At 46.4% G+C, this 22,699-nt stretch carries 19 protein-coding genes; 12 read left to right on the top strand and 7 right to left on the bottom strand.

Annotated features, from left to right (window positions below; all coding sequences use genetic code 11):
- Positions 1-213 precede the first annotated feature (213 nt).
- Positions 214-2,913, top strand: coding sequence for a magnesium-translocating P-type ATPase (mgtA, locus tag FERRO_RS07545; RefSeq protein ID WP_056930258.1), 2,700 nt, complete (start codon positions 214-216; stop codon positions 2,911-2,913).
- Between the two features lie 4 nt (positions 2,914-2,917).
- Positions 2,918-4,849 (top strand): ATP-dependent DNA helicase, encoded by a 1,932-nt coding sequence (locus FERRO_RS07550; protein ID WP_056930259.1) that lies wholly within the window; start codon positions 2,918-2,920, stop codon positions 4,847-4,849.
- Here the strand turns inward: FERRO_RS07550 and FERRO_RS07555 are convergent.
- Together FERRO_RS07555 and ompR are read right to left on the bottom strand one after the other, a co-directional pair.
- Positions 4,846-6,180 (bottom strand): ATP-binding protein, encoded by a 1,335-nt coding sequence (locus FERRO_RS07555; protein WP_056930260.1) that lies wholly within the window; start codon positions 6,178-6,180, stop codon positions 4,846-4,848. The two genes, FERRO_RS07550 and FERRO_RS07555, sit on opposite strands and share 4 nt — an antisense overlap.
- A complete protein-coding gene (gene ompR, locus FERRO_RS07560) occupies positions 6,180-6,908 on the bottom strand; it encodes an osmolarity response regulator transcription factor OmpR (protein WP_056930641.1) in 729 nt (242 codons plus the stop codon). Before ompR ends, FERRO_RS07555 begins: the two co-directional genes overlap by 1 nt.
- 50 nt (positions 6,909-6,958) lie before the next feature.
- Between ompR and tsaB the strand changes: the two genes are divergently transcribed.
- From tsaB to FERRO_RS07575, 3 genes are read left to right on the top strand one after another with little or no spacing between them, the layout of a single operon-like run.
- Positions 6,959-7,672 carry a tRNA (adenosine(37)-N6)-threonylcarbamoyltransferase complex dimerization subunit type 1 TsaB gene (gene tsaB / locus FERRO_RS07565; RefSeq protein ID WP_082601244.1) on the top strand — a complete coding sequence of 238 codons (714 nt, stop codon included), beginning with the start codon at positions 6,959-6,961 and terminating at the stop codon, positions 7,670-7,672.
- Positions 7,672-8,115: a ribosomal protein S18-alanine N-acetyltransferase gene (gene rimI, locus FERRO_RS07570; protein WP_056930262.1), complete on the top strand. Its 444-nt coding sequence runs from the start codon at positions 7,672-7,674 to the stop codon at positions 8,113-8,115. The genes tsaB and rimI overlap by 1 nt, the downstream gene beginning before the upstream one ends.
- A complete protein-coding gene (locus FERRO_RS07575) occupies positions 8,112-8,867 on the top strand; it encodes a uracil-DNA glycosylase (protein WP_056930263.1) in 756 nt (251 codons plus the stop codon). Before rimI ends, FERRO_RS07575 begins: the two co-directional genes overlap by 4 nt.
- Before the next feature lie 6 nt (positions 8,868-8,873).
- On the opposite strand, the gene lplT is transcribed toward FERRO_RS07575, so the two are convergent.
- The 4 genes from lplT to FERRO_RS07595 are packed head-to-tail and all read right to left on the bottom strand — an operon-like array spanning position 8,874 to position 13,015.
- A complete protein-coding gene (lplT, locus tag FERRO_RS07580) occupies positions 8,874-10,178 on the bottom strand; it encodes a lysophospholipid transporter LplT (protein ID WP_056930264.1) in 1,305 nt (434 codons plus the stop codon).
- Positions 10,179-10,183: 5 nt separating this feature from the next.
- The gene (locus FERRO_RS07585; protein ID WP_056930265.1) at positions 10,184-11,584 is read right to left on the bottom strand and encodes a PhoH family protein; all 1,401 of its coding nucleotides are present in this window, start codon (positions 11,582-11,584) and stop codon (positions 10,184-10,186) included.
- A gap of 36 nt (positions 11,585-11,620) precedes the next feature.
- Positions 11,621-12,079, bottom strand: a complete 459-nt coding sequence (locus tag FERRO_RS07590; protein WP_056930266.1) for a peroxiredoxin — start codon at positions 12,077-12,079, stop codon at positions 11,621-11,623.
- Positions 12,080-12,085: 6 nt separating this feature from the next.
- Positions 12,086-13,015, bottom strand: a complete 930-nt coding sequence (locus tag FERRO_RS07595; protein ID WP_056930642.1) for a polysaccharide deacetylase family protein — start codon at positions 13,013-13,015, stop codon at positions 12,086-12,088.
- Between the two features lie 87 nt (positions 13,016-13,102).
- Here FERRO_RS07595 and typA point away from each other — a divergent pair, with 87 nt between their 5' ends.
- The 7 genes from typA to FERRO_RS07630 are packed head-to-tail and all read left to right on the top strand — an operon-like array spanning position 13,103 to position 21,883.
- Positions 13,103-14,920 (top strand): translational GTPase TypA, encoded by a 1,818-nt coding sequence (typA, locus tag FERRO_RS07600; protein WP_056930267.1) that lies wholly within the window; start codon positions 13,103-13,105, stop codon positions 14,918-14,920.
- Positions 14,921-14,966: 46 nt separating this feature from the next.
- A complete protein-coding gene (gene mobB / locus FERRO_RS07605; protein WP_056930268.1) occupies positions 14,967-15,455 on the top strand; it encodes a molybdopterin-guanine dinucleotide biosynthesis protein B in 489 nt (162 codons plus the stop codon).
- A 20-nt stretch (positions 15,456-15,475) separates the two neighbouring features.
- Complete coding sequence (moaD, locus tag FERRO_RS07610; protein ID WP_056930269.1) at positions 15,476-15,733, top strand: molybdopterin converting factor subunit 1; 258 nt, start codon at positions 15,476-15,478, stop codon at positions 15,731-15,733.
- A gap of 3 nt (positions 15,734-15,736) precedes the next feature.
- Positions 15,737-16,192, top strand: coding sequence for a molybdenum cofactor biosynthesis protein MoaE (locus tag FERRO_RS07615; RefSeq protein ID WP_056930270.1), 456 nt, complete (start codon positions 15,737-15,739; stop codon positions 16,190-16,192).
- Between the two features lie 3 nt (positions 16,193-16,195).
- A complete protein-coding gene (locus FERRO_RS07620) occupies positions 16,196-17,656 on the top strand; it encodes an efflux transporter outer membrane subunit (RefSeq protein ID WP_056930271.1) in 1,461 nt (486 codons plus the stop codon).
- 26 nt (positions 17,657-17,682) lie between these two features.
- Positions 17,683-18,831, top strand: coding sequence for an efflux RND transporter periplasmic adaptor subunit (locus tag FERRO_RS07625; protein WP_056930272.1), 1,149 nt, complete (start codon positions 17,683-17,685; stop codon positions 18,829-18,831).
- Between the two features lie 13 nt (positions 18,832-18,844).
- The gene (locus tag FERRO_RS07630; protein ID WP_056930273.1) at positions 18,845-21,883 is read left to right on the top strand and encodes an efflux RND transporter permease subunit; all 3,039 of its coding nucleotides are present in this window, start codon (positions 18,845-18,847) and stop codon (positions 21,881-21,883) included.
- A 6-nt stretch (positions 21,884-21,889) separates the two neighbouring features.
- On the opposite strand, the gene FERRO_RS07635 is transcribed toward FERRO_RS07630, so the two are convergent.
- Entirely contained in the window at positions 21,890-22,666 is a 777-nt protein-coding gene (locus tag FERRO_RS07635; RefSeq protein ID WP_056930274.1) for a ferredoxin--NADP reductase, read from the bottom strand.
- Positions 22,667-22,699 lie beyond the last annotated feature (33 nt).

The following is a 22,699-nucleotide window of genomic DNA, read 5'->3' on the forward strand; positions in this document are numbered from 1 at the left end:
GCCCGAGACAAGATCAGCGGGATCATTCAATAAAGGTTGACAGGCATTGGCGCGCAGAGGAAAATTACTTTTTTATTTTTGTGGGAGTAGATCCATCTTGGATTGTGCGACTGAAATACACTTAACTTTGCCACTTTTTCTTTAGAATTGTCTCCTGTCATCATCTTGTAATGTTTCTATGACTCAATTCTAAAGGTAAAGAATTGAGGAATTATGGACTACATTAACCAATTATTATCACGTTTTAATCCAGGCCAATCCCCCACTCCCAGCTCAAACCATCGGGTTCAAAGTTTGCTCTCTGAGGTGGCCAGCTCGGATGGGGATATTGCTTTGCGTCGCCTAAATAGCTCCATGGAAGGTTTATTGGATCGCGAGGTGGAGGAGAGGTTAGCGCAATACGGTCCCAATGCCATAATTCATGAAAAACACCAGGGTCCCCTGAAGCAATTATTATCTTATTTTAAGAATCCTTTAAATATATTACTGCTTATTCTAGCGGCCATTTCCTTCTATCTCGGTGACAAGGAAGCCTCTCTAATTATCGTCATTATGGTGGCGGTGAGTATTGTTTTAACCTTTGTCCAAGAATACCGCTCCAGTAATGCCGCTGAGCGTTTACGCGCCATGGTGAGTACTACCGCTACCGTACTAAGAAAAGATCGGCGTAGTGGTGTTCCCGACGAGGTAAACCGTTACTTTAATATCCATCTCTCGCCTTCCGGCCCACAGCGCCGTGAGGTTCCCCTTGATACCTTGGTCCCCGGGGATATTATTCAGCTCTCTGCCGGCGACATGATTCCTGCGGATGTGCGTTTACTGACCGCCAAAGATTTATTTGTGAACCAATCCTCCCTCACTGGAGAAGCATTACCAGTGGAGAAATTTGCCAGCACTGAACAGGTGGCGGGCAAGGATCCCCTGCAATTTAATAATATATGTTTTATGGGGACAAACGTGGTGAGTGGTACCGCTACAGCGGTGATTGCTCTAACGGGTTCACACACCTACTTTGGTAGCCTCGCGCAAATGGTGGGTGGTGTTCGTCAGTTAACGAGTTTTGATCGTGGTATCAATCAATTTACTTGGTTGATGATTCGCTTCATCATGATTATGACACCCCTGGTATTTGTTATTAATGGCGTTACTAAGGGCGACTGGATGGAGGCTTTTCTCTTTTCCGTGGCGGTGGCGGTGGGGCTAACCCCGGAGATGCTGCCCATGATTGTGACCGTTAACTTGGGTAAAGGGGCCCTTGCTATGTCACGCAAGAAAGTGATTGTGAAGCGCCTTAATTCCATTCAGAATTTTGGTGCCATGGACGTGCTATGTACCGATAAAACGGGGACCCTCACCCAGGACAAAATTATCCTAGAAAAACATGTGGATATTTATGGTCAAGAGAACGAGGATGTGCTGGAGTATGCTTATCTTAATAGTTTTCACCAATCGGGCTTAAAAAACTTATTAGATGTGGCGGTGCTGGAATATGCAAGCCTAAATGAACAATTAAGAACCGGTGCCAATTACCGTAAGGTGGATGAAATTCCCTTTGACTTTCAACGTCGCCGTATGTCCGTAGTGGTGGAGGGTAAAGGTCGTCACCTGTTGATTTGTAAAGGGGCTGTTGAGGAAATATTTTCCTGTTGTAGCGAAGCGGAGGTCAATGGTCAGCGTATTCCCTTAGGTCATGAAGATTTAACTAAACTCCTAGAGGTCACTCGCGAGCTCAACGAGGATGGCTTTCGAGTCATCGCCATTGGCTATAAGGAAACTCCTGCCACCCCACAAACTTACTCAGTAAAAGATGAAGCGGGGTTAATTCTGGTGGGTTACATTGCCTTTTTGGATCCGCCCAAGGATAGCGCGAGAGAAGCCATCGCCGCCCTGAATCGCCATGGCGTAGCCGTTAAAATTCTAACCGGCGATAACGATGTGGTGACCCGTAAAGTCTGCCGTGAGGTGGGGTTACAAGTGGATCGGATTGTGCTGGGTAGCGATTTGGAGAAGATGACAGATGAAGAGCTCGCTGAGGCCGCTGAAACGGTGTCCGTGTTTGCTAAACTCTCGCCAGCGCAAAAAGCGCGAGTGATTAAAGCCTTACACATGCGCGATCACGTGGTGGGATTTATGGGTGACGGCATTAATGACGGGCCCGCCTTAAAGGCCGCTGATGTGGGCATTTCAGTGGATACCGCTGTGGATATCGCCAAGGAGTCGGCGGATATTATTCTGCTTGAAAAAAGCTTAATGGTTTTGGAGGAGGGCGTGATTGAGGGGCGTCGCGTGTTTGGTAATATTGTGAAATACATCAAGATGGGGGCGAGTTCTAACTTTGGTAACATGTTCAGTGTGTTAGGGGCCTCCGCCTGGTTACCTTTCTTGCCCATGCAGGCTATTCAGGTGTTAACCAATAATTTGTTATATGATTTTTCACAAACAGCGATTCCCACCGACAATGTGGATGATGAATATATTGCCAAGCCACGGCGATGGGATATTGCCAATATTACTCGTTTTATGGTCATGGTGGGCCCCATCAGCTCCATTTTTGATTATGTCACCTTTGCCATTATGTATTATGTGTTCAAAGCCAATACCGTGGCTGGAGCTCCTTTGTTTCAAACTGGCTGGTTTGTGGAATCCCTACTCTCACAAACCTTAATTATTCATATTATTAGAACCGGTCGCATTCCCTTTTTACAAAGTCGTGCGAGCTTACCGATGTTTATCACCAGTCTCTTGATTTGTACAGTGGGCGTTTGGTTACCCTATTCGCCCTTTGCCCATGCGCTGGGATTCACTGCTTTACCCATCGCTTACTGGGGCTATATTATTCCTATTTTGCTCGGTTATTTAATTCTCGCTCATTTAATGAAAACCTGGGTTATCCGCCGTTATGGCTTAAACTAATAGCATGAATGATGTTCCCTATTGGTTAAATGAGAAGGGCCCTCTTGCTCAAGCGCTAGAGGGCTTTCGTGTGCGTGAACAACAAATGGCCATGGCCACTGCCATTGATCAAGCCATAACGAATAAGAGCCTATTAATTGTCGAGGCGGGCACGGGTACAGGTAAAACCTACGCTTATCTTGTGCCAGCTCTGTTGTCCTCTGGCAAAGTCATTATTTCCACCGGTACTAAAACACTACAGGATCAGCTTTTTCATCGCGATCTGCCTTTTTTGCGAGAGGTGATGAAGCTGCCCATTCATGTGGCCTTACTGAAAGGGCGGGCTAATTATCTATGTCATTACTATCTCAATTTAACCCTCAAGGAAGGGCGTTTGCGCGAGCGTCATCAGGTGAGACAACTTAACACCATTAAAGAGTTTGCCGGCATCACTCAAACGGGGGACAAAAGTGAATGCCAAGGTGTCCCGGAAAATGCTCCCATTTGGTCACAGGTGACCTCCACCCGTGACAATTGTTTGGGTCAAGATTGTCCTCATCAAAGTCAATGTTATGTATTAAATGCCAGAAAAAAAGCGGCGGCAGCGGACTTTTTGGTGGTTAATCATCATTTGTTTTTTGCTGATATCATGCTGCGCGATGAGGGAGTGGCTGAATTGCTCCCCAATGCCGATACCGTGGTATTGGATGAAGCCCATCATTTGCCAGATGTGGCTACCCTTTTTTTTGGACAAAGCGTCTCCACTGCCCAGTGGCTAGAGTTAGCAAGGCAAACTCTTGTGGAGGGGTTGGCTTTACAAATGGCTAGGCAGGAGCTAGAGCAGTATTTACTGCCCATTGAAAAAGCGCTTCGTGACCTGCGTCTGTTGTTTGGTCAGCGGGAGGGTAAGCTCAATTACGAGAGCGCCCGAGCGATTCAGGGTTTTACACAAGTGGGCCAGCAGCTCCTCACACTATTGGGCGAACTAAACGGCTACTTGGCGCCCTTTGCCGGGCGCACTGAGGGCTTTGATGTGGTCATCAGTCAATGGCATACAGCAGAAGAATTTCTTTCACTCTGGCTCAATCAGGAACAAGACAACAGTGAAGCCATTCGTTGGTGTGATTGTTTCAGTCAATCGATGCAGTTGCATTACACACCCTTATCCATTGCTGAGCTGTTTAGGGAGGAGATCAATAGGCAGGCTAAGGCCTGGATATTTACCTCCGCGACCCTCGCCATGAAGGGCGATTTTTCACATTTTCAGCGCGATATGGGACTTGAGGAGGCGATCACTCATTGTTGGGATAGTCCTTTTAAGTACCAAGAAAATGCCCTGTTGTATGTTCCCCAACAGCTTCCTCAACCCCAGGAGAGTCACTTCACTGAAGCAGTCATTGAGGCGGCAAAACCTGTTTTGTTAGCGAGCCGTGGTCGTGCTTTTTTATTATTTACCACCCACCGTGCTCTGCTCACGGGGGCAGAACTCATCAGAGAGTGGTTACAACGTGAGGGTCTTGAGTTTCCCTGTTTTGTGCAGGGTGAGCAAACAAAAATTGAGCTCCTTGATCAATTTCGGCAGTCTATGAACGGTATTTTGTGTGCCACCCACTCCTTTTGGGAGGGAGTGGATGTGAAGGGAGAAGCGTTATCTCTAGTGATTATTGATAAGCTACCCTTTCAACCCCCTGACGACCCTGTTACCGCCGCGCGTCTTGAGGCTATCAATCGAACTGGCGGTAACGCCTTTATGGATTATCAGTTACCAAAGGCAGTGATTACCTTAAAACAAGGGGCAGGGCGTTTAATTCGAGATGAGGAGGATAAAGGCGTATTGATGATTTGTGACCCTCGCTTAATTGATAAATCCTATGGCCGGCGGATTTGGATGAGTTTGCCTGCCATGAAGCGAACTCGCAGTAGCGAGGAGGCAATAGAATTTTTAAGTCAGTGTTAAGAGAGGGAGCTTGCCCCAGAAATGGGTAACGAGACACGGACTTCAAAATACTGTTCAGGAATTTTTTTAAAGGTGAGGGTCCCATGGTGCAATCTGACTATTTTATCCACAATAGCAAGACCCAAACCGGTACCAGAAATGCCCGTGCGTGAGTGATTTTTACGAGTAAAGGGCTTTAATAAATGGGTAGCTTCCTCAGAGGTTAAGCCTTCGCCGTGATCAATAATGGAGATATGTACCCAAGACTCATCCGCACTGGTCCGAATTTCGATGGGAGGGCGGCCATACCGCCTAGCATTTTCCACTAAATTAATCACTACTCGCTCCATCGATTTGGGATTAATTTCCGTGGATGGCATGGATTTGGCTAATACCAAAGTAAGAGGATAGTCGCGGGCAAGCAGGAATTGCACCACCTTTTCTACCACATAATTAAGGTTGGTGTGTGTCAGCCAATGTTCATTTTGAATACGGGCGTAATCTAAAAACTGATTTAATGTGCTGTCAATTTCCTCTAAGTCTTGGATCATCGATTCGGTATTTTTATCATCACCAAAGTGTGAGAGCTCAATGGCGAGACGAAGTCGCGAGAGAGGGGTTCTTAAATCATGGGATACCCCTGCTAGCATCACTGCTCGATTACTCTCCACCTCCTCCAGGGACACTTGCATTTCATTGAAAATACGAGAGAGAGTTTTTATCTCCTCCGGTCCTTGCTGCTCGGACACGGGGTCAGTGAGTCGTCCTTGAGCAATGGATTGAGCAGCGCTAGACAGTTGATTGATTGGTTGAATTAAATGACTCACGCCAAAATACAGGCCAACCAATGACAAAAGGACCAAACAAAACAACGCTATCACCCAGCGCAGGGGAAAGTCCGCATCAAAGGGCAGGCGTTCGGTGATGTACCAGTAGTTACCTTTGGTGGTGACAAGATAAATCCAGATTTTAGGAATAGTATGGGCGTCGGAAATATAAATCCGTGATTCCGGCGACACTTCCTTTTGTAAACGATTTTCAAGATAGACAAGACGCTGTTCACGGGCATGGGTGGCTTCTGGTGGTGGAGACAATACTCTGTCAGAGACAATGGTGCCGTGTTCATTAGTTAAAATGGTATGAATAAAATCTGGGCGCTCACTGTCGGTTAACAAGCCCAGGGAGTTAATTAAAGTTTTTATTTGGTTAACCCGGTCATCAATTAACCGGTTTTGTAGGGGCTGGGTGTAAAAGCGTTGCACCACAAAAGTGGTGGCAAGTTGGGTTAAGATGACTAAGAAAATAACAAATAAAGCAGTTCGACCAAGTAGCGAGTGAGGAATTAATTTCATCAATTGTTATCGGGGACAAATACATAGCCAAAGCCCCAAACGGTTTGAATAAAACGTGGTTTACTAGAATCCACTTCAATGAGGCGACGTAGCCTGGAAATTTGCACATCTATACTGCGATCAAACACCTCGTGTTCACGGCCCCTTGCCATATCCATGAGTTTTTCTCTCGACAGAGGTTCACGAGGGTGGGTCACAAGAACCCGTAAAAGAGCGTATTCACCACTGGTGAGATTCACATCCAGTCCGTGTTTAAACAAGGTGCGGTTATTGAGATTAAATTCAAAGGGGCCGAACTCAATGATATGTTGCCCTTCAGGTAACACCGTGGGCGCCGCTGGAATGCCGTTACTGGGTTGACGACGCAGTACCGCATGGATACGAGCTAACAGTTCTCGCGGGTTAAAGGGCTTGGATAAATAATCATCAGCCCCCATTTCCAAACCCACGATTCTGTCCACATCCTCGCCCATGGCAGTGAGCATGATAATAGGTATAGAGTTATTGCTGCTCCGTAAATGACGGCAAATGGATAGGCCATCTTGCCCTGGTAGCATGAGATCTAGCACCAATAAATCAAATCTTTCTCTTGATAAAGCTCGCTCTAAAGAGTTACCATCGGCCACAGCCTCCACGGTAAAACCCTGCTCGGAGAGGTAACGTTTTAATAATTCTCGAAGACGCATGTCATCATCGAGTACAATAATTTTAGAGGGCTTTTTATCCATAGCCATTATGCTAACCTTTTTTTTAACATTACTATATATCAATTTGTAACATGATCCATCACAGCGTGACTCTTAATCATTCCCCCACCATGCTTCTTATTGATACGGCTACGGAGCAAGGGTCGGTGTGCTTAACCCATGATGGTCATCTTGTGAGTAGTGAGTGGAGCGGAGCGCTCAAGCATGTGGAATCCGTCTTGCAGCATATCAAAGACTTGCTCAGTGAGGGGCGAGTCAACATGGCTGATATTGAGGTCATTGCTTTCTCTCAAGGCCCTGGTTCCTTCACGGGACTCAGGGCAGGCTGCGGCGTCACCCAAGGTTTAGCTTTGGCCTATGATATTCCAGTTATCCCAGTACCGACTTTATTGATGTTAGCACAACAGATGGATTACCCTAGTGTCACGGTGCTGCTGGATGCCAGAATGGGACAGGTGTATGGTGCTCGCTACCAGAGGCAAGGCTTACTGTGGCAAGAGACATTGCCGGCTGGCTTATACGAGCCACAGAGTCTGCCTCAGGAATTGGTTGATAGTTCTGTGCTGGTGGGTAGTGGCGCTGACATCTATCAAGCACAGCTCACCGCCGTTCAGGATAAACGATTACCGCCGATGGTATCGGGTATTCAACCCCACGCGCGCTGGCTAATGAACTATGCCCTCAATGAGTTTCAGCAGGGTCGCACCCTGTGTGCTGATCAGGCGATTCCTGTTTACGTGCGAGATAAGGTGGCCTTGACTACGCTAGAGAGACAACAGCCGTAATGGAGTTTTGTCTTGAGAGCATGGTGGAGGAGCATTTACCGCAGGTGATGGCGATCGAGCGGGTTGCTTTTTCTCACCCATGGTCTGAGCGAAATTTTAAGGACTCACTCGGTTCAGGGGCCATGGGCCTCATGTTGACAGTGAATCAGCAAGGGCTGGGTTATACTGTATTCATGCCAGTCATAGATGAGTTACATATATTAAATTTTGCTATAGATCCCCAACACCACCGTCGTGGCTTGGGCCAACGACTTATTTCAGGAGTGCTGGAGTTGGCGGTAAGTCAACACCTTAAAGAAATCTATTTGGAGGTGCGGGAGAGTAACCATGGCGCTCGTCATCTTTATGACAAGGTGGGATTCATGGAAATTGGTCGACGCCGAGGATACTATCCCCTTGAGCGGGGTCGAGAGGATGCTGTGGTGATGAGAAAAACCCTATGAATCGTGACGAAGCGCTATTACGCGAAATGAATCTGTGGTCCACTCTGGCCTTGTTCCAGAGCCAACACGCTCCCCCCTCTTTAGCACAAGAAGAGTCGAGGCTTCCAACAAAGTTGCCGCCCACGGTTGTTCCTGTGACCCCTGAGACCAACCATGAGAAAGTGGCGGTCTTGACTCCGCCCTCTCCTGCGCCAAGCCACAGTACGAATATATCCACCTCACTCCTTGAGAGGGTGAATCAATGTACCGCTTGCGCTCTTCATGGTGTCAGAACACAGGCCATGGTGGGGCAGGGCAGTCAGAGTGCAACATGGTTATTGATTGCAGAGGCGCCCAGTGCTGAGGAGGATTTACATAACCTTCCTCTACAGGGAACGGCAGGAGAGGTGCTCAAGAATTTACTGCAGGCAGTAGAGCTCACTGCCTTGACCGACACCTATCATTGCTATCTCGTTAAGTGTCGTCCACAGCATAACCGTCCCCCCAGAGAAGAGGAGTTTATCGCCTGTCGTCAATACCTGATGGAGGAAATGGCACTCTTACAGCCCAGAGTCATCGTGTTAATGGGGAGGATCGTGGCTAAGTTATTACTTAACCTGGATGTGCCTTTGTCTGAAATGAGACAGAAAACTTACACCCTAGCTGGTATTAATACCATTGTTACCTTGGATATGGGTGCTTTATTAAGACAACCGCAGGAAAAATCCCGCGCCTGGCGGGATTTCATGTATGCCAAAAAACTGAGTATGTGAACGTTATTAATCAATATAATTGACGTGGCGGTAACGACGGTATAGCCAATACATCACCCCACTAATAAAGCCCGCTAATAATATCACGCTGGTATAAAAGGCCGCCTCACTTGGTAGCAATATCGCTTCTTTAAAATGCCTGATACCCAAAAAATGGTAGAGACGATTCAAGGGTTGGTCTGCACGAATCACTAGTGCGTAGACACCCATCATCAATAAAATACTGATGTTTTCATTAAAATTTTGGACTGCGATACTGTGTCCTGCGCCCATTAATTGATGGCCGCGATGTTGCAGTAAGGCATTCATAGGCACCACAAAAAATCCCCCCATGGCGCCAGCTAAGATTAAGAGAGCAATGGCTTTGTGCCAGTCATGAATGAACAACATGCCAAAAATCGCAAACCCCATAGCAATGCCCACTGGCAACACCTTCAGTGAGTTTTCGAGGGTGACCAGTTTGGCGGCCGCAATGGCGCCTATGGCGATGCCAATGGCAGATACGGCAGTGATTTGCGTGGCTTGTTCTAAAGAGAAATGAAGTTGTAGGCCGGCCCAGACTAACACAATGAGTCGTAAGGTTGAGCCCACGCCCCAAAACAAAGTGGTGACTGCGAGGGAGACTTTTCCTAAGGGATCCTGCCAAAGCATTTTAAAGGAGCGCGCAAAATCTAAAATAATATAAAAGGGATGATTGTTTTTAAGTTTATGATCCAGTTTTACCTGAGGGATTTTTAAATTAAATAAAGCAGCCAGAATATAGAGCACCAACACAATGAGTATGGAAAACTGTGGGCTATTGATGGTGGGTAGCATGAGAGATTCTAAGAGATGATTGAATGAACCATAAGCCCAAAAATGCTCGTTTAAAATCAGACCGCCTAATACGGCTCCCATAATAATGGCGAGTACAGTCAAACCTTCCATCCAGCTGTTAGCCACTACCAGTAGGGAGGAGGGGAGATACTCCGTTAAAATGCCATACTTGGCTGGAGAGTAAGCGGCTGCCCCTAAACCCACTAGTGCGTATGAGTAGAGGGGATTAACACCAAAGAGCATGGCGACGCAACCCAAGAGCTTGACCAAATTGCTGATAAACATCACCTGTCCCTTTGGTAGGGCATCGGAGAAAGCCCCTACAAAGGGCGCCAGGAGGATGTAGGAGACCACAAAAAACTGCTGCAGAATCGGTACATACTCCGGTGGTGCTGAAAGCATTTTAAGCAAGGCAATAGCCGCAAAGAGCAAAGTGTTATCTGCTAAGGCCGATAAAAACTGAGCGCTCAGAATGATATAAAAGCCACGATTCATGAATGTTAAAGCACTTCTGCGGCGTAATCAGCAAGACGTGATCTTTCGCCTCTTTGCAGTGTCACGTGTCCGCTGTGACGCCAACCCTTAAAGCGGTCTACCACGTAAGTTAATCCAGAACTGCCTTCGGTCAAGTATGGCGTATCAATTTGGGCAATGTTACCCAAACACACCACCTTGGTGCCAGGACCTGCCCGAGTAATTAAGGTTTTCATTTGTTTGGGGGTTAAGTTTTGCGCCTCATCAATAATTAAATATTTATTTAAGAATGTTCGACCACGCATAAAGTTTAAGGATTTAATTTTAATGCGCGAACGGATCAAGTCGCGCGTGGCAGCGCGTCCCCAATCACCCGCTTCATCATCATTTTTGTTTAACACATCAAGGTTATCCTCTAAGGCGCCCATCCACGGCATCATTTTCTCCTCTTCTGTGCCGGGTAAGAAGCCAATATCCTCTCCCACAGGAACGGTGACGCGCGTCATGATGATCTCTGAGTAGGTTTGATGCTCAAGGGTTTGCATGAGACCTGCGGCGAGAGTCAGTAATGTTTTACCCGTACCCGCCTGACCCAAAAGGGTCACGAAATCAATGTCAGGATCCATCAGGAGATTGAGAGCAAAGTTTTGTTCTCTGTTAGCGGCCATGATACCCCAGATATTATTTTTTTGTGAGGTGTAATCGCGAAGGGTTTGGAGGACGGCGAACTGGTTATTTTTTTCTTTGACGAAAGCATAAAAGGGAGTTTCAGCATCATCTTGATAGACGAACTCATTGAGTAAAAAAGAGCTCACCATGGGTCCTTTGATACGGTAGAGAGTTTTCCCCTGTTCTTGCCAGGACTCGATATCATTTCCATGGCTATCCCAAAATTCAGGGGCCAGCTCACGAGTTCCTGTGTAGAGTAAATCACTGTCTTCTAATACTTTATCGTTAAAGTAATCCTCTGCGTCCACGCCCAGTGCCCGGGCTTTAATGCGCATATTAATGTCTTTACTAACCAAAATTATCAAGCGGTTAGGTTGGGCATGTTTTAATTCCAGAGCAACCGCTAGAATTTGGTTGTCACCCTTTTCAGAATTCAAGGGCAATGAGAGCATCCCCCCTGTTACTGTTTGAAGAAATAAAGAGCCGGTGACATTTTTTTCGCCCTCTCTTGCCAGAGGAATTCCACTCGTAATATCGCCCTTGTCTTTGGTAATAATCTCATCTAAGAAACGACTCACTTGTCTTGCGTTGCGAGCTACCTCAGTCATCCCTTTTTTATTGTTATCGAGCTCCTCCAAAATAATCATGGGCAGATAGACATCATGCTCTTCAAATTGAAACAGAGAGGTGGGATCGTGTAACAATACATTGGTATCAAGAACAAACAGTTTTTTTTCTGTAGCGGATTGTTTAACCATGAACTCGGATTTCCTTAGGTATAGGTAAATATATAATTATAGGCTCTTAATACAGTCTAAAACCGCTTGAGCGTGTCCCGGAACGTTCACCCCGCGCCACTCTTGTCTGAGTTTTCCCTCACTATCGATGACAAAGGTACTGCGCTGAATACCTCTAACTTGTTTGCCATACATATTTTTCATTTTGATCACATCAAATAGTGTGCAGGCAATTTCATCGGCATCACTGAGCAGAGGAAAGGGATAGTCGAATTTACTTTTAAAGCGTTCGTGGGAGGCAATACTGTCACGGGAAATACCCATGACAGAACATTTTAATTGTTTGAATTCCTCATAAAGGGTTTTAAATTGTAAGCCCTCATCGGTGCAACCTGGTGTGTCATCTTTAGGATAAAAATATAACACTAATGGGGCTCCCCTCATGGCGCTCAACTGAAAGTTAAATCCCCCGGTGGCGGGAAGTGTGAAATCGGGTACAAGGCTCATTAATTCCATGTTGTATTATCCTCCTAAAATTGATATCAAATGATTGTTAGTGTTTTGACACATGAGAGATCCAGAACGACCTGGCACCTCAGCCCAATTGATTTCACACCAAGGTAGAGGGTCGGTAATTTGAGAAGCATAATCACTCATTGTGACAAATGTATACTTTTGTTTTTTCCAGCCGGTAATTAACTGATCCAATACTGAGAGTAACTTCATTCCCTCAAGTTCTGCATGCAGGGTAAATACTTCTAGTGCTTTATCAGATGTCTCGGTGTGCGAGAGAATGTGTTGGGCCACATTCGAGGCATCCAGTTGATTCAGTCCAATGAGCTCATCCAGGGTGGGTAGCGTCGTGGGGAGTTGGGGGCAGTTCAGTGGCTTACCATGGATCATGGGTAGAAATGGATAAGCGCCGCGGCAGTCTGAGGAGGCCTTAAAACCTTTGGTATCTAGCCATTGATAAGCGAAATCATTCATTTGCCAACCCGCTGCACCATGAATGGTGCAGGGTTTACCGAGAATATCTTCGATACGTTGCAAGGCTTTATTCATGAGCTCCAGCGTGTGGGCGTTACTTGCTTCTTTAATGCCATCTTGCCAGGTAATGTGATCCCAAGTGTGGATACCCACATCAAAACCTTGGGCTGCGGTATGTTGAATAATGGAACGTGCTCTTACACCAATATCAGGGGCAGGCAGAAGGGTCCCGTAGAGGAGCGTTTTGAGGCCGTAATGATCGAATACTGAGGTGCGCGAAACTTTATTTAAAAAGCCAGGCCTGAACACTCTTTTAATGGCGCGACCCGTGTTATCAGGGCCAAGGCTAAACAAAAATGTGGCAGGTACCTTGTGTGCGTTGAAACATTTCAGGAGGTTGGGCACCCCCTCTAACGTCCCCCTTAGCGTATCCACATCGATCTTTAATATTATTTTTGCTGTCATAGTTGTGACTATGGCTAATTTTTCTCGGATAAGCAACCCCCGAGGCATGATAGAATAGAGGGCTATATATTATTGGATCCACTTATTATGGCACGACAACTTCGTAATATTGCAATTATCGCTCACGTTGACCACGGTAAAACCACCCTGGTGGACAAGTTATTACAACAATCAGGTACCTTCGCTGCCCACCAATCGGTATCTGAGCGGGTAATGGATAGTAACGATCTTGAAAAAGAACGTGGGATTACGATCTTAGCTAAAAACTGTGCTGTGGAGTATGAAGGCACGCATATTAATATCGTGGATACCCCAGGACACGCCGACTTCGGTGGTGAAGTAGAACGAGTGCTGTCCATGGTGGATGGGGTGCTGTTACTGGTGGATGCCGTGGAAGGACCGATGCCGCAAACCCGTTTTGTGACGAGAAAAGCCCTGGCGCAGGGCTTAAAACCCATTGTGGTGGTGAATAAAATTGATCGCCCGGGTGCACGGCCAGATTGGGTGGTAAATCATACCTTTGATTTATTTGATAAGCTGGGCGCTACGGAAGAGCAACTGGATTTTCCCGTGGTCTACGCCTCAGCACTGCAAGGCTACGCCACCTTAGATCCAGCTCAATCAGCCACTGACATGAGAGCACTCTTTGATGCCGTGGTGAAATATGTGCCCGAGCGCCCAGGTAACCCAGAAGGATCCTTACAATTACAAATTATCTCTCTTGATTACTCGAGTTTTGTGGGCCGTATTGGTATTGGCCGCATTCACCGTGGCCGCATCAAGCCTAATCAGGAAGTGATGGTCATGCGCGGTCCTGATTCTACGCCTAAAAAAGCCAAAGTGAACCAAGTGTTGGGCTTTAAGGGACTGGAGCGTGTTCAGTTTGAGGTGGCTGAAGCGGGGGATATTGTGTTAATCAATGGTATTGAAGACATTGGTATTGGAGTCACCATTACCGATGTCAGTCAACCGGAGGCATTACCTATGCTGGCCGTTGATGAGCCTACTTTGACCATGAATTTTCAGGTAAATACCTCGCCCTTTGCTGGACAAGAGGGTAAGTTTGTGACAAGCCGTCAACTGCGTGAGCGGTTAGATCGTGAGTTATTAAGTAATGTGGCGCTACGAGTAGAAGACACGGATGATACTGACGTCTTTTTAGTGTCCGGGCGTGGTGAATTGCATTTAACGATTCTGTTAGAAAACATGCGTCGTGAGGGTTATGAATTGGCCGTCTCACGCCCTCGCGTGTTACTAAAAGAAGTGAATGGTCAAAAATGTGAGCCCTTTGAAATGCTGACCGTGGATGTGGAAGAAACACATCAGGGGCCTGTTATGCAGGCCTTAGGGGAAAGACGGGGCGACTTACAGGACATGCAGTCCGATGGCCGTGGTCGTGTGCGGTTAGATTACCGTATCCCTGCCCGCGGATTAATTGGTTTTCAATCGGAGTTTTTAACGCTCACCCGCGGTACTGGTTTAATCAGCCACGTGTTTGATGATTATGATCAAATGAAGCCAGATATTCCAGCTCGCCATAACGGGGTATTGATTTCCGCTGAGCAGGGTGAGGCTGTGGCCTATGCTCTATGGAAATTGCAAGATCGGGGCCGCATGTTTGTGGTGCCAGGAGATCGAGTTTATGAGGGCATGATTATTGGTATTCACAGTCGTGACAATGATTTAATTGTGAACCCGGTTAAAACCAAACAATTGACCAACATCAGAGCGGCTGGAAAAGATGAGGCCGTGATTTTAAATGCCCCCGTTGTACTGACTTTGGAGTCGGCCATTGAATTTATTGCCGATGATGAATTGGTGGAGATTACCCCTGATAGTATACGTTTAAGAAAACGCTACTTGCTCGAGCATGACCGTAAAAAAGCAGCAAGAGGCGCTGAGTAAAATCCTATATTAACCCTCTCACTCTATTAGGATTAAGGGAGTTTTAGTGGCTAAGATTATTGGTTTTGCAGGCTATTCTGGTTCTGGAAAAACGACACTCATTGAGCAATTGATACCCCTCTTGGTGGCAAGGGGTTTACGGGTATCAGTGATTAAGCATGCTCACCATCGCTTTGACATTGATGTGCCCGGCAAAGACTCCTGGCGTCACCGCGAAGCGGGGGCCACGGAAGTATTAGTGTCCTCCAGTCATCGCTGGGTGCTGATGCATGAGTTGCGCCATGAAGTGGAGCCTGACCTGGATCAATTACTGGCTAAGCTTACGGATCCTGACATTGTTATTGTAGAAGGCTTTAAGACCCATCCCATCAAGAAAATCGAAGTATGGCGAGAGAGTACTGGGCACCCTCGGATTGCGCCAACGGATCCCTTTGTGGTGGCTATTGCCAGTGACCAGAACACCACGGATAATTTAATTCAACTTGATATTAATCAGCCCCAAGCCATTGTAGATTTTATTTTAGAAATGACTTAACTCATCAAGGTTATTACACCATGAATGTTACCGTTAAATATTTTGCGTCCCTAAGGGAAAAACTAAACCTCTCTGAAGAGCAATTAACGCTACCTCAGGGGGTTAATCAGGGTGATCAATTAAAAGCTTTTTTATGTTTGAGGGGCCCGCAATGGCAGAAAGTATTTCAGGAGACAGGCCCCTTACAAATCGCTATTAATCAAGAAAGAGCTTCATGGCAGGATATTTTTTCTGATAATGATGAAATAGCTCTTTTCCCGCCCGTCACAGGAGGGTAAACTGTGTCTGTTAGGATCCAAACCAATTCCTTTGATTTAGGGGTTGAAGTTAACGCACTCAAGGCCGGACATCACCAAGTAGGTGCCGTGGTGGGCTTTGTGGGGTCGGTGAGGGAGATGGGGACACTGGGTCAACTCACTCATCTTGAGGTGGAGTATTATCCTGGTATGACAGAAAAGTCCATGGTTAGCCTAGAGAATGAAGCTCGTTCTCGTTGGTCACTCATCGACACATTAATGATTCATCGAGTGGGACGCCTTGCGGTGGCTGAGGATATTGTGTGTGTGGTGGTATTAAGTGAGCATCGCGTTGAGGCCTTTGAGGCCGCTCAGTTTCTTATGGATGCCTTAAAGTCCACGGTGCCTTTTTGGAAAAAAGAAGTGACCCAGGATCAAGAGAAGTGGGTAGATGCAAAACACAGTGATGAAGTAGCCTATTTACGTTGGGGTCAGAGCTAAGCCATGCGGTTCATTTATTTTACATGCTGTATATTAGGATTAAGTAGCTGTGCGGTTGGGCCGGACTTTAAGAGTCCTGCTGCACCACAGGTTATTTCCTACGTTAAAGAAGGGAATCCCTCTGCCATTTCGGCGAATGAGAAGGATACTCATGGCGCTACCCAACATTTATCAGAGGCCAGCGTTAAAAAAGAATGGTGGCAAGCCTTTGGTAACGAGCAGTTAAACCAGATGGTACAAGTGGCTCTTCATCACAATCCCAACTTAGAGTCCTTACAACAAACTCTGGTGAGCGCTACGCAAAATGCACTGGCTCTTGATCGATCCTTATCCTTGCCTGGTGTGAACGCCAATCTCTCTGAAACCAAACAGCGTTTTAATCCGGCATCCTTCGGTCAACCCAGTCCACCTAGTATTTTTAGTTTAACTAATGCCTCGGTCAACGTTGCTTATAATTTAGATTTATTTGGCGGAGTGCGCCGACAATTGGAAGCCAGTTATGCCGAGGCGCAAAGTCAAGCGTACACCTATGAAGCTGCAAAAATAACGTTGATTGCTAATGTGATTACCACCGCTATATCGCGGGCGCAAGTGAAGAATCAACTGGTACTCACCCGTACCATGATTCAGCAGCAGGAGGAGCTCTTCGGCATCACCAAAACACGTTATCAGTTAGGAGCTCTCTCGCCATCGGACGTGGCGAGCGCCAAGGAGTCCCTCGCGCAAATGAGACAGTCGTTGCCTGCGTTGATCAGCCGTTATCAGCGTCTTGATCATCAGTTAGCAGTTTATTTAGGGCAAACTCCAGCACAAAGTCGGTTGGCTGATCTTGATCTGTCAACTATACAACTACCGCAAGACCTCCCTTTATCAGTGCCTTCAACGCTTATTCGCCAACGCCCTGATATTTTAAATGCCGAGGCACTTCTTCATGCGGCCACGGCGCAAGTGGGGGTGGCTCTCTCCGGTGAATACCCCAATATCACGTTAAATGCCACCTACGGCACACTCTCAGCTAACCCCAACTCCATCTTTTCTAGAAATTCAGCGGTGTGGAGCTTGTCCTCTGGTATCGTCCAGCCATTATTTCACGGTGGGGCCTTAGAAGCGCAAACGGCGGCTGCTAAAGCCTCCTTAAAAAGTGCAGCCTTAACCTATCAACAAACGGTGTTGAATGCTTTCCAGAATGTGGCTGATAGCCTGACTACCCTTGAAGCGGACGGGCAAAATCTAGACCAAAGCCACCAAAGCTTTGAAGCTACCCTGGAGGAATTGAGTGTGATGCAAACGCAGTTTGAGACGGGGTCCATGAGCTATATTCAATTGCTGAATGCAAAACTTCATCAAGAACAATCTGCAATTGGTTTACTGCAGGCGCAAGCGGATCGCCTGAATGATACGGCGGCTTTTTTCTTGGCCTTGGGTGGCGGATGGAATAGCGACACGCTTTCTTCTAAACAATAACTTATTCGGTATTGAAGAGAAAAACAATGGACAGTCAACAGGGCACAAAGCAATCTTTAACCAGACGACGCATGATGATCATGTTAATTTTCGTGGTCATTTTAATGGGTGCTATCGTTGGGTTTAATTTATTCAAACAATATGCCATCAAAAAATACATGAGTGCTGCGGGGGTTCCTGCGCAAAGTGTTACAGCCATGAGGGTGTCTACTAGTCAATGGGTCCCTACTGTGGAAGAGGTAGCAAGCTTAAGAGCTCTGCACGGTGTCACCCTCAGTACTGAGTCGGCGGGCCTCATTAAACAGGTGTTGTTTCATTCCGGTCAACGAGTAAAAGAGAAGCAAATCTTAGTGGTGATCAATAATGATAACGAGTTAGCGCAATTACAAGTGCTAAAAGCGGCTCTCAATTTAGCCAAACTCGTTCTTGAGAGAGATCGCAAACAATATCGCGTCAAAGCCATCAGTTTGTTACAACTTCAAAATGATGAGGCGGATTATCACAGTAAACTCGCGCAGGTAGCTGCGCAAAAGGCCTTGGTGGAGAAAAAAATCATCCGTGCCCCCTTTGCAGGACGAGTGGGTATTACTTCGGTAAATCCCGGGCAATATGTTAATGTGGGGGATAAAATTGTGAATTTAGAGCAAACATCTCCTCTGTTAGCTGATTTTAACGTTCCGCAATCGCTGTTAAGTGTGCTCAAAGTCAAACAGAGTATTTCAGTGACCACCGATGTGTGGCCTAACACCACTTTTAAGGGTGAAATTGATGCCTTAAGTTCTGATATTGATCAGGCTACCCGCAATATTGCTATCCAAGGAGTTATCCATAATGTGCAGGAACGCCTATTGCCTGGCATGTTTGTGATGATTCATTGGCAATATGGTGAGCCTCGGAATTACCTTACTCTGCCACAAAGTGCCATTAGCTTTAACCCTTACGGAGCCACGGTGTTTGTGGTGAAGGAGGGGGCAGCAGGTAAGGCCACCGCCGAGCAGGTATTTGTGACCACCGGGGCCACAAGAGGCGATCAAATTGCCGTTCTCTCAGGCTTGAAGCCAGGCGATTTAGTGGTGACGAGCGGGCAATTAAAGTTAAAAACAGGGATTCCTGTGACTGTCTCTCACCTTGTTGAGCCAGCCAATAATCCCGCCCCCACACCACAAGAACATTAATAGGATTGCAATAATGTCTTTTACAGATATTTTTATACGAAGACCCGTTTTGTCAGTGGTGGTGAGTTGTTTTATTCTGGTATTGGGTTTGCGTTCTATTTTTGGTTTACCCGTTAACCAATATCCGCGGACACAAAATGCTGTGGTTACCATTACCACTAATTATTTTGGCGCTGATGCCAGAACCGTGGCCGGTTTCATCACCCAGCCCCTAGAGTCCGCCATTGCGCAAGCTCAGGGGATAGATTATTTGTCCTCAAACAGTTTATTAGGGACCTCCATCATTACCGCCACACTGCGTCTTAATTACGATCCAAATAAAGCGCTAACAGAGATCAACACTCAGGTAAACACCGTACTGAATCAATTGCCAACGGGTACTCAGCAACCGGTGTTATCCGTCAAAATTGGCGAAACCATTGACTCGATGTATATGGGTTTTTACAGTGATGTATTGCCCACTAATAATGTTACGGATTTTTTATTACGGGAAGTGAAGCCCCAACTAGATTCTATTGAAGGCGTGCAAACCGCAGAGATTTTAGGCGCGCGTAATTTTGCGCTACGGGCGTGGTTGATTGATAGCAAGATGGCAGCCACTGGGGTGAGTGCGGCAGAGGTGGCCGCAGCCTTAGCTGCTAACAATTACTTGGCTGCGATTGGGTCATCCAAGGGACAGGCCGTCAGTATTGATTTAACGGCGAATACCGATTTACACAGTGTAGAGGAATTTAACAATCTGATTGTCAAACAATCGGGTAATACCATTGTGCGATTGAAGGATGTGGCCAAGGTAGTGTTAGGCGCTGATAACTACGATTTTAATGTGGCCTTTGATGGTCAGAAATCTGTATTTATCGGCATTAAAGTGGCGCCTAATGCCAATGTGCTCGATGTAGCCCAGCGTGTGCGTAAAGTGTTCCCCTCTATTAAAGCTAAACTGCCCACCGGGCTCACTGGCAATATTGTCTATGATTCCACTCAATATATTACAACCTCCATACATGAGGTAGCGAAAACCCTCATTGAGGCCTTAATTATTGTGACTTTAGTGATTTTTGTGTTCTTAGGAAATCTGCGGGCGGTAGTCATTCCTGTGGTGGCTATGCCCTTATCCTTAATCGGCACCTTTTTGGTTATGTTAATCTTGGGTTACTCCATTAACCTCTTAACGTTACTTGCCTTGGTTCTTGCCATCGGTCTTGTGGTGGATGACGCCATTATTGTGGTAGAAAACGTCGATCGCCATATGAATGAGGAAGGCAAGTCTGCTTGGGAGGCCTCGCTCTTAGCAGCCAGGGAATTGGGAGGACCCATTTTAGCGATGACGGTTGTGCTCATAGCAGTCTATATTCCCATTGGTTTTCAAGGAGGGTTAACGGGGGCACTATTTACCGAGTTTGCTTTTACCCTAGCTGGGGCGGTGACTGTCTCTGGGATTATTGCACTTACTCTCTCGCCCATGATGTGCTCTAAATTTTTTACCAATAACCAGCATGGTAACGCCTTTGCCCATTGGATTGACCGTCAGTTTGAAAGGGTTCATCAAGGCTATCAGCGGGTGTTAACGGCGCTGTTAAAAACCGAGTCAGTTCTTGTGGTCATGGGGGTATTATTATTGCTTGGCGCGGTCTATTTATTTATGACCTCCGCGAAGGAGTTGGCGCCCACGGAAGACCAAGGTATTGTTCTCTACTCCATGACCGGGCCTCCTAACCCCTCCTCCGATGAGATGCAACACTATGCTGATGAATTGCATCGTATTGCCAAAACCGAACCCGAGTATATGCAAATGTTTCAAATAACGGGCTCACCTGTGATTAATCAGGGTATTGGTGGAGTGGTATTTAAACCTTGGGACCAACGTAAGAGGAGCGCTGAGGTCTTGCAAAAAGACCTGCAAATGAAATGGGGTGCTTTACCAGGAGCTCGGGTGGCGGCCTTTCAGTTTCCGCCATTGCCCGGCACTCAAGGGCTACCCGTCCAGTTTGTGATTAACACCACCGATTCTTTTGCTAATTTAAATGAAGTCGCACAAAAAGTGTTGGATGAGGCCAGAAATAGTGGGATGTTTTTCTTCATTGATAAGGATCTTAAAATTGATAAGCCCCAGTCTACCTTTGTGGTGGACCGAAATATGGCGAGTAATCTTGGGTTAACGCAAAAGGATATTGCCACGACTTTAAATAGTGCGTTGGGAGCAGGCTATATAAATTACTTTTCAATAGAAGGACGCTCCTACAAAGTGATCCCGCAGGTGGAGCAGGTGGAGCGTCTTAATCCTGACCAGTTGTTAGATTTACACTTTAAAACGGCCAGTGGCCAAATGGTCAGTGCCCGCTCCATTGGTAAAATGACCCAAGAGGTAGTGCCTGAGGTGGTGAGCCACTTTCAGCAACTCAATGCTACCACCATTGCCGGAGTTGCGACGCCCTTTGTCACCCAAGATCAAGTCTTAGCGTTCCTTAAAAAAACCACCTTAAAATATGCGCCCTCAGGATACAACATTGATTATTCTGGCGCCTCAAGACAATATGTGAAGGAGTCAGGAAGTTTTGTTGTGACGTTACTTTTTGCTGTATTAATGGTGTATTTAGTGTTATCAGGGCTCTTTGAGAGCTTTAGAGACCCCATAGTGATTCTCTTTTCAGTGCCCATGGCTTTATTTGGCGCATTAATTTTTATTAATTTAGGCGTCACCACTTTAAACATTTATACCCAGGTTGGGCTAGTTACCCTAATGGGACTCATTAGTAAACATGGAATTTTAATTGTGCAGTTTGCCAATCAAAAACAACAGGAAGGCCTGTCTAAACTAGACGCGATAATTAGTGCTGCTACTATTCGTTTGCGACCTATTTTAATGACCACCGCGGCCATGGTGTTAGGGGTGTTACCCCTAGTGATAGCCAGCGGTGCCGGGGCGGCTGGGCGCCGGGCCATGGGAATTGTGATTTTTTCAGGGCTATCCATTGGCACGTTATTTACGTTATTTGTGGTGCCTGCGGTATATTTGGTCCTGGCTCAAACGCACCAAAGGGCACAGGACTAAGTCCTACTATTTATCCACAAAGGCGCGTTCGATCACGTAGTCACCAGGCTCTCCAACGCCTTGAGAGATATTGAAACCCCGCTCATCAAGAAGCTTTGAGATGTCTTTGAGCATGCCTGGACTGCCACAAATCATTGCTCGGTCAACCTGTGGGTCAAGGGCTGGTAGGCCAATATCCTTGAATAATTGTCCCGTTTCAATGAGGGTAGTGACGCGTCCTGTGGTCTCAAACTCTTCCCGTGTGACAGTGGGGTAGTAAATCAGTTTTTGTCTAACCTCTTCACCAAAGAACTCATTGTTAGGTAGCTCATGCTTGATGAAGTCGCGATAAGCGAGCTCCGATACTTGCCTCACGCCATGCACGAGAATCACTTTATCAAAACGCTCATAGGTTTCAGGGTCTTTAATAATACTCATAAAGGGCGCCAACCCCGTGCCGGTAGCAAAGAGATACACATGTTTACCAGGCAGTAGATCATGAATGACAAGGGTGCCAACCGGTTTTTTACTAACGAGCACACTGTCGCCCACTTGAATGTGCTGTAGGCGTGACGTTAATGGACCATTGGGCACTTTGATACTGAGAAACTCTAAATGCTCTTCATAATTGGCACTCGCAATACTATAGGCGCGGGTTAAGGGTTTCCCCTCCACCTCAAGGCCGATCATAACAAAATGCCCGTTTTCAAAACGAAGCCCTGCATCACGGGTTGTGGTAAAACTAAATAGTGTGTCGTTCCAATGATGAACTGAAAGTACTTTTTCTGTGCCAAAAGCTGCCATAATTTAAATAACTGAATGATTAATAAATAGAAT

The organism is Ferrovum sp. JA12 (genome assembly GCF_001431705.1).
Classification (GTDB): Bacteria; Pseudomonadota; Gammaproteobacteria; order Burkholderiales; family Ferrovaceae; genus PN-J185.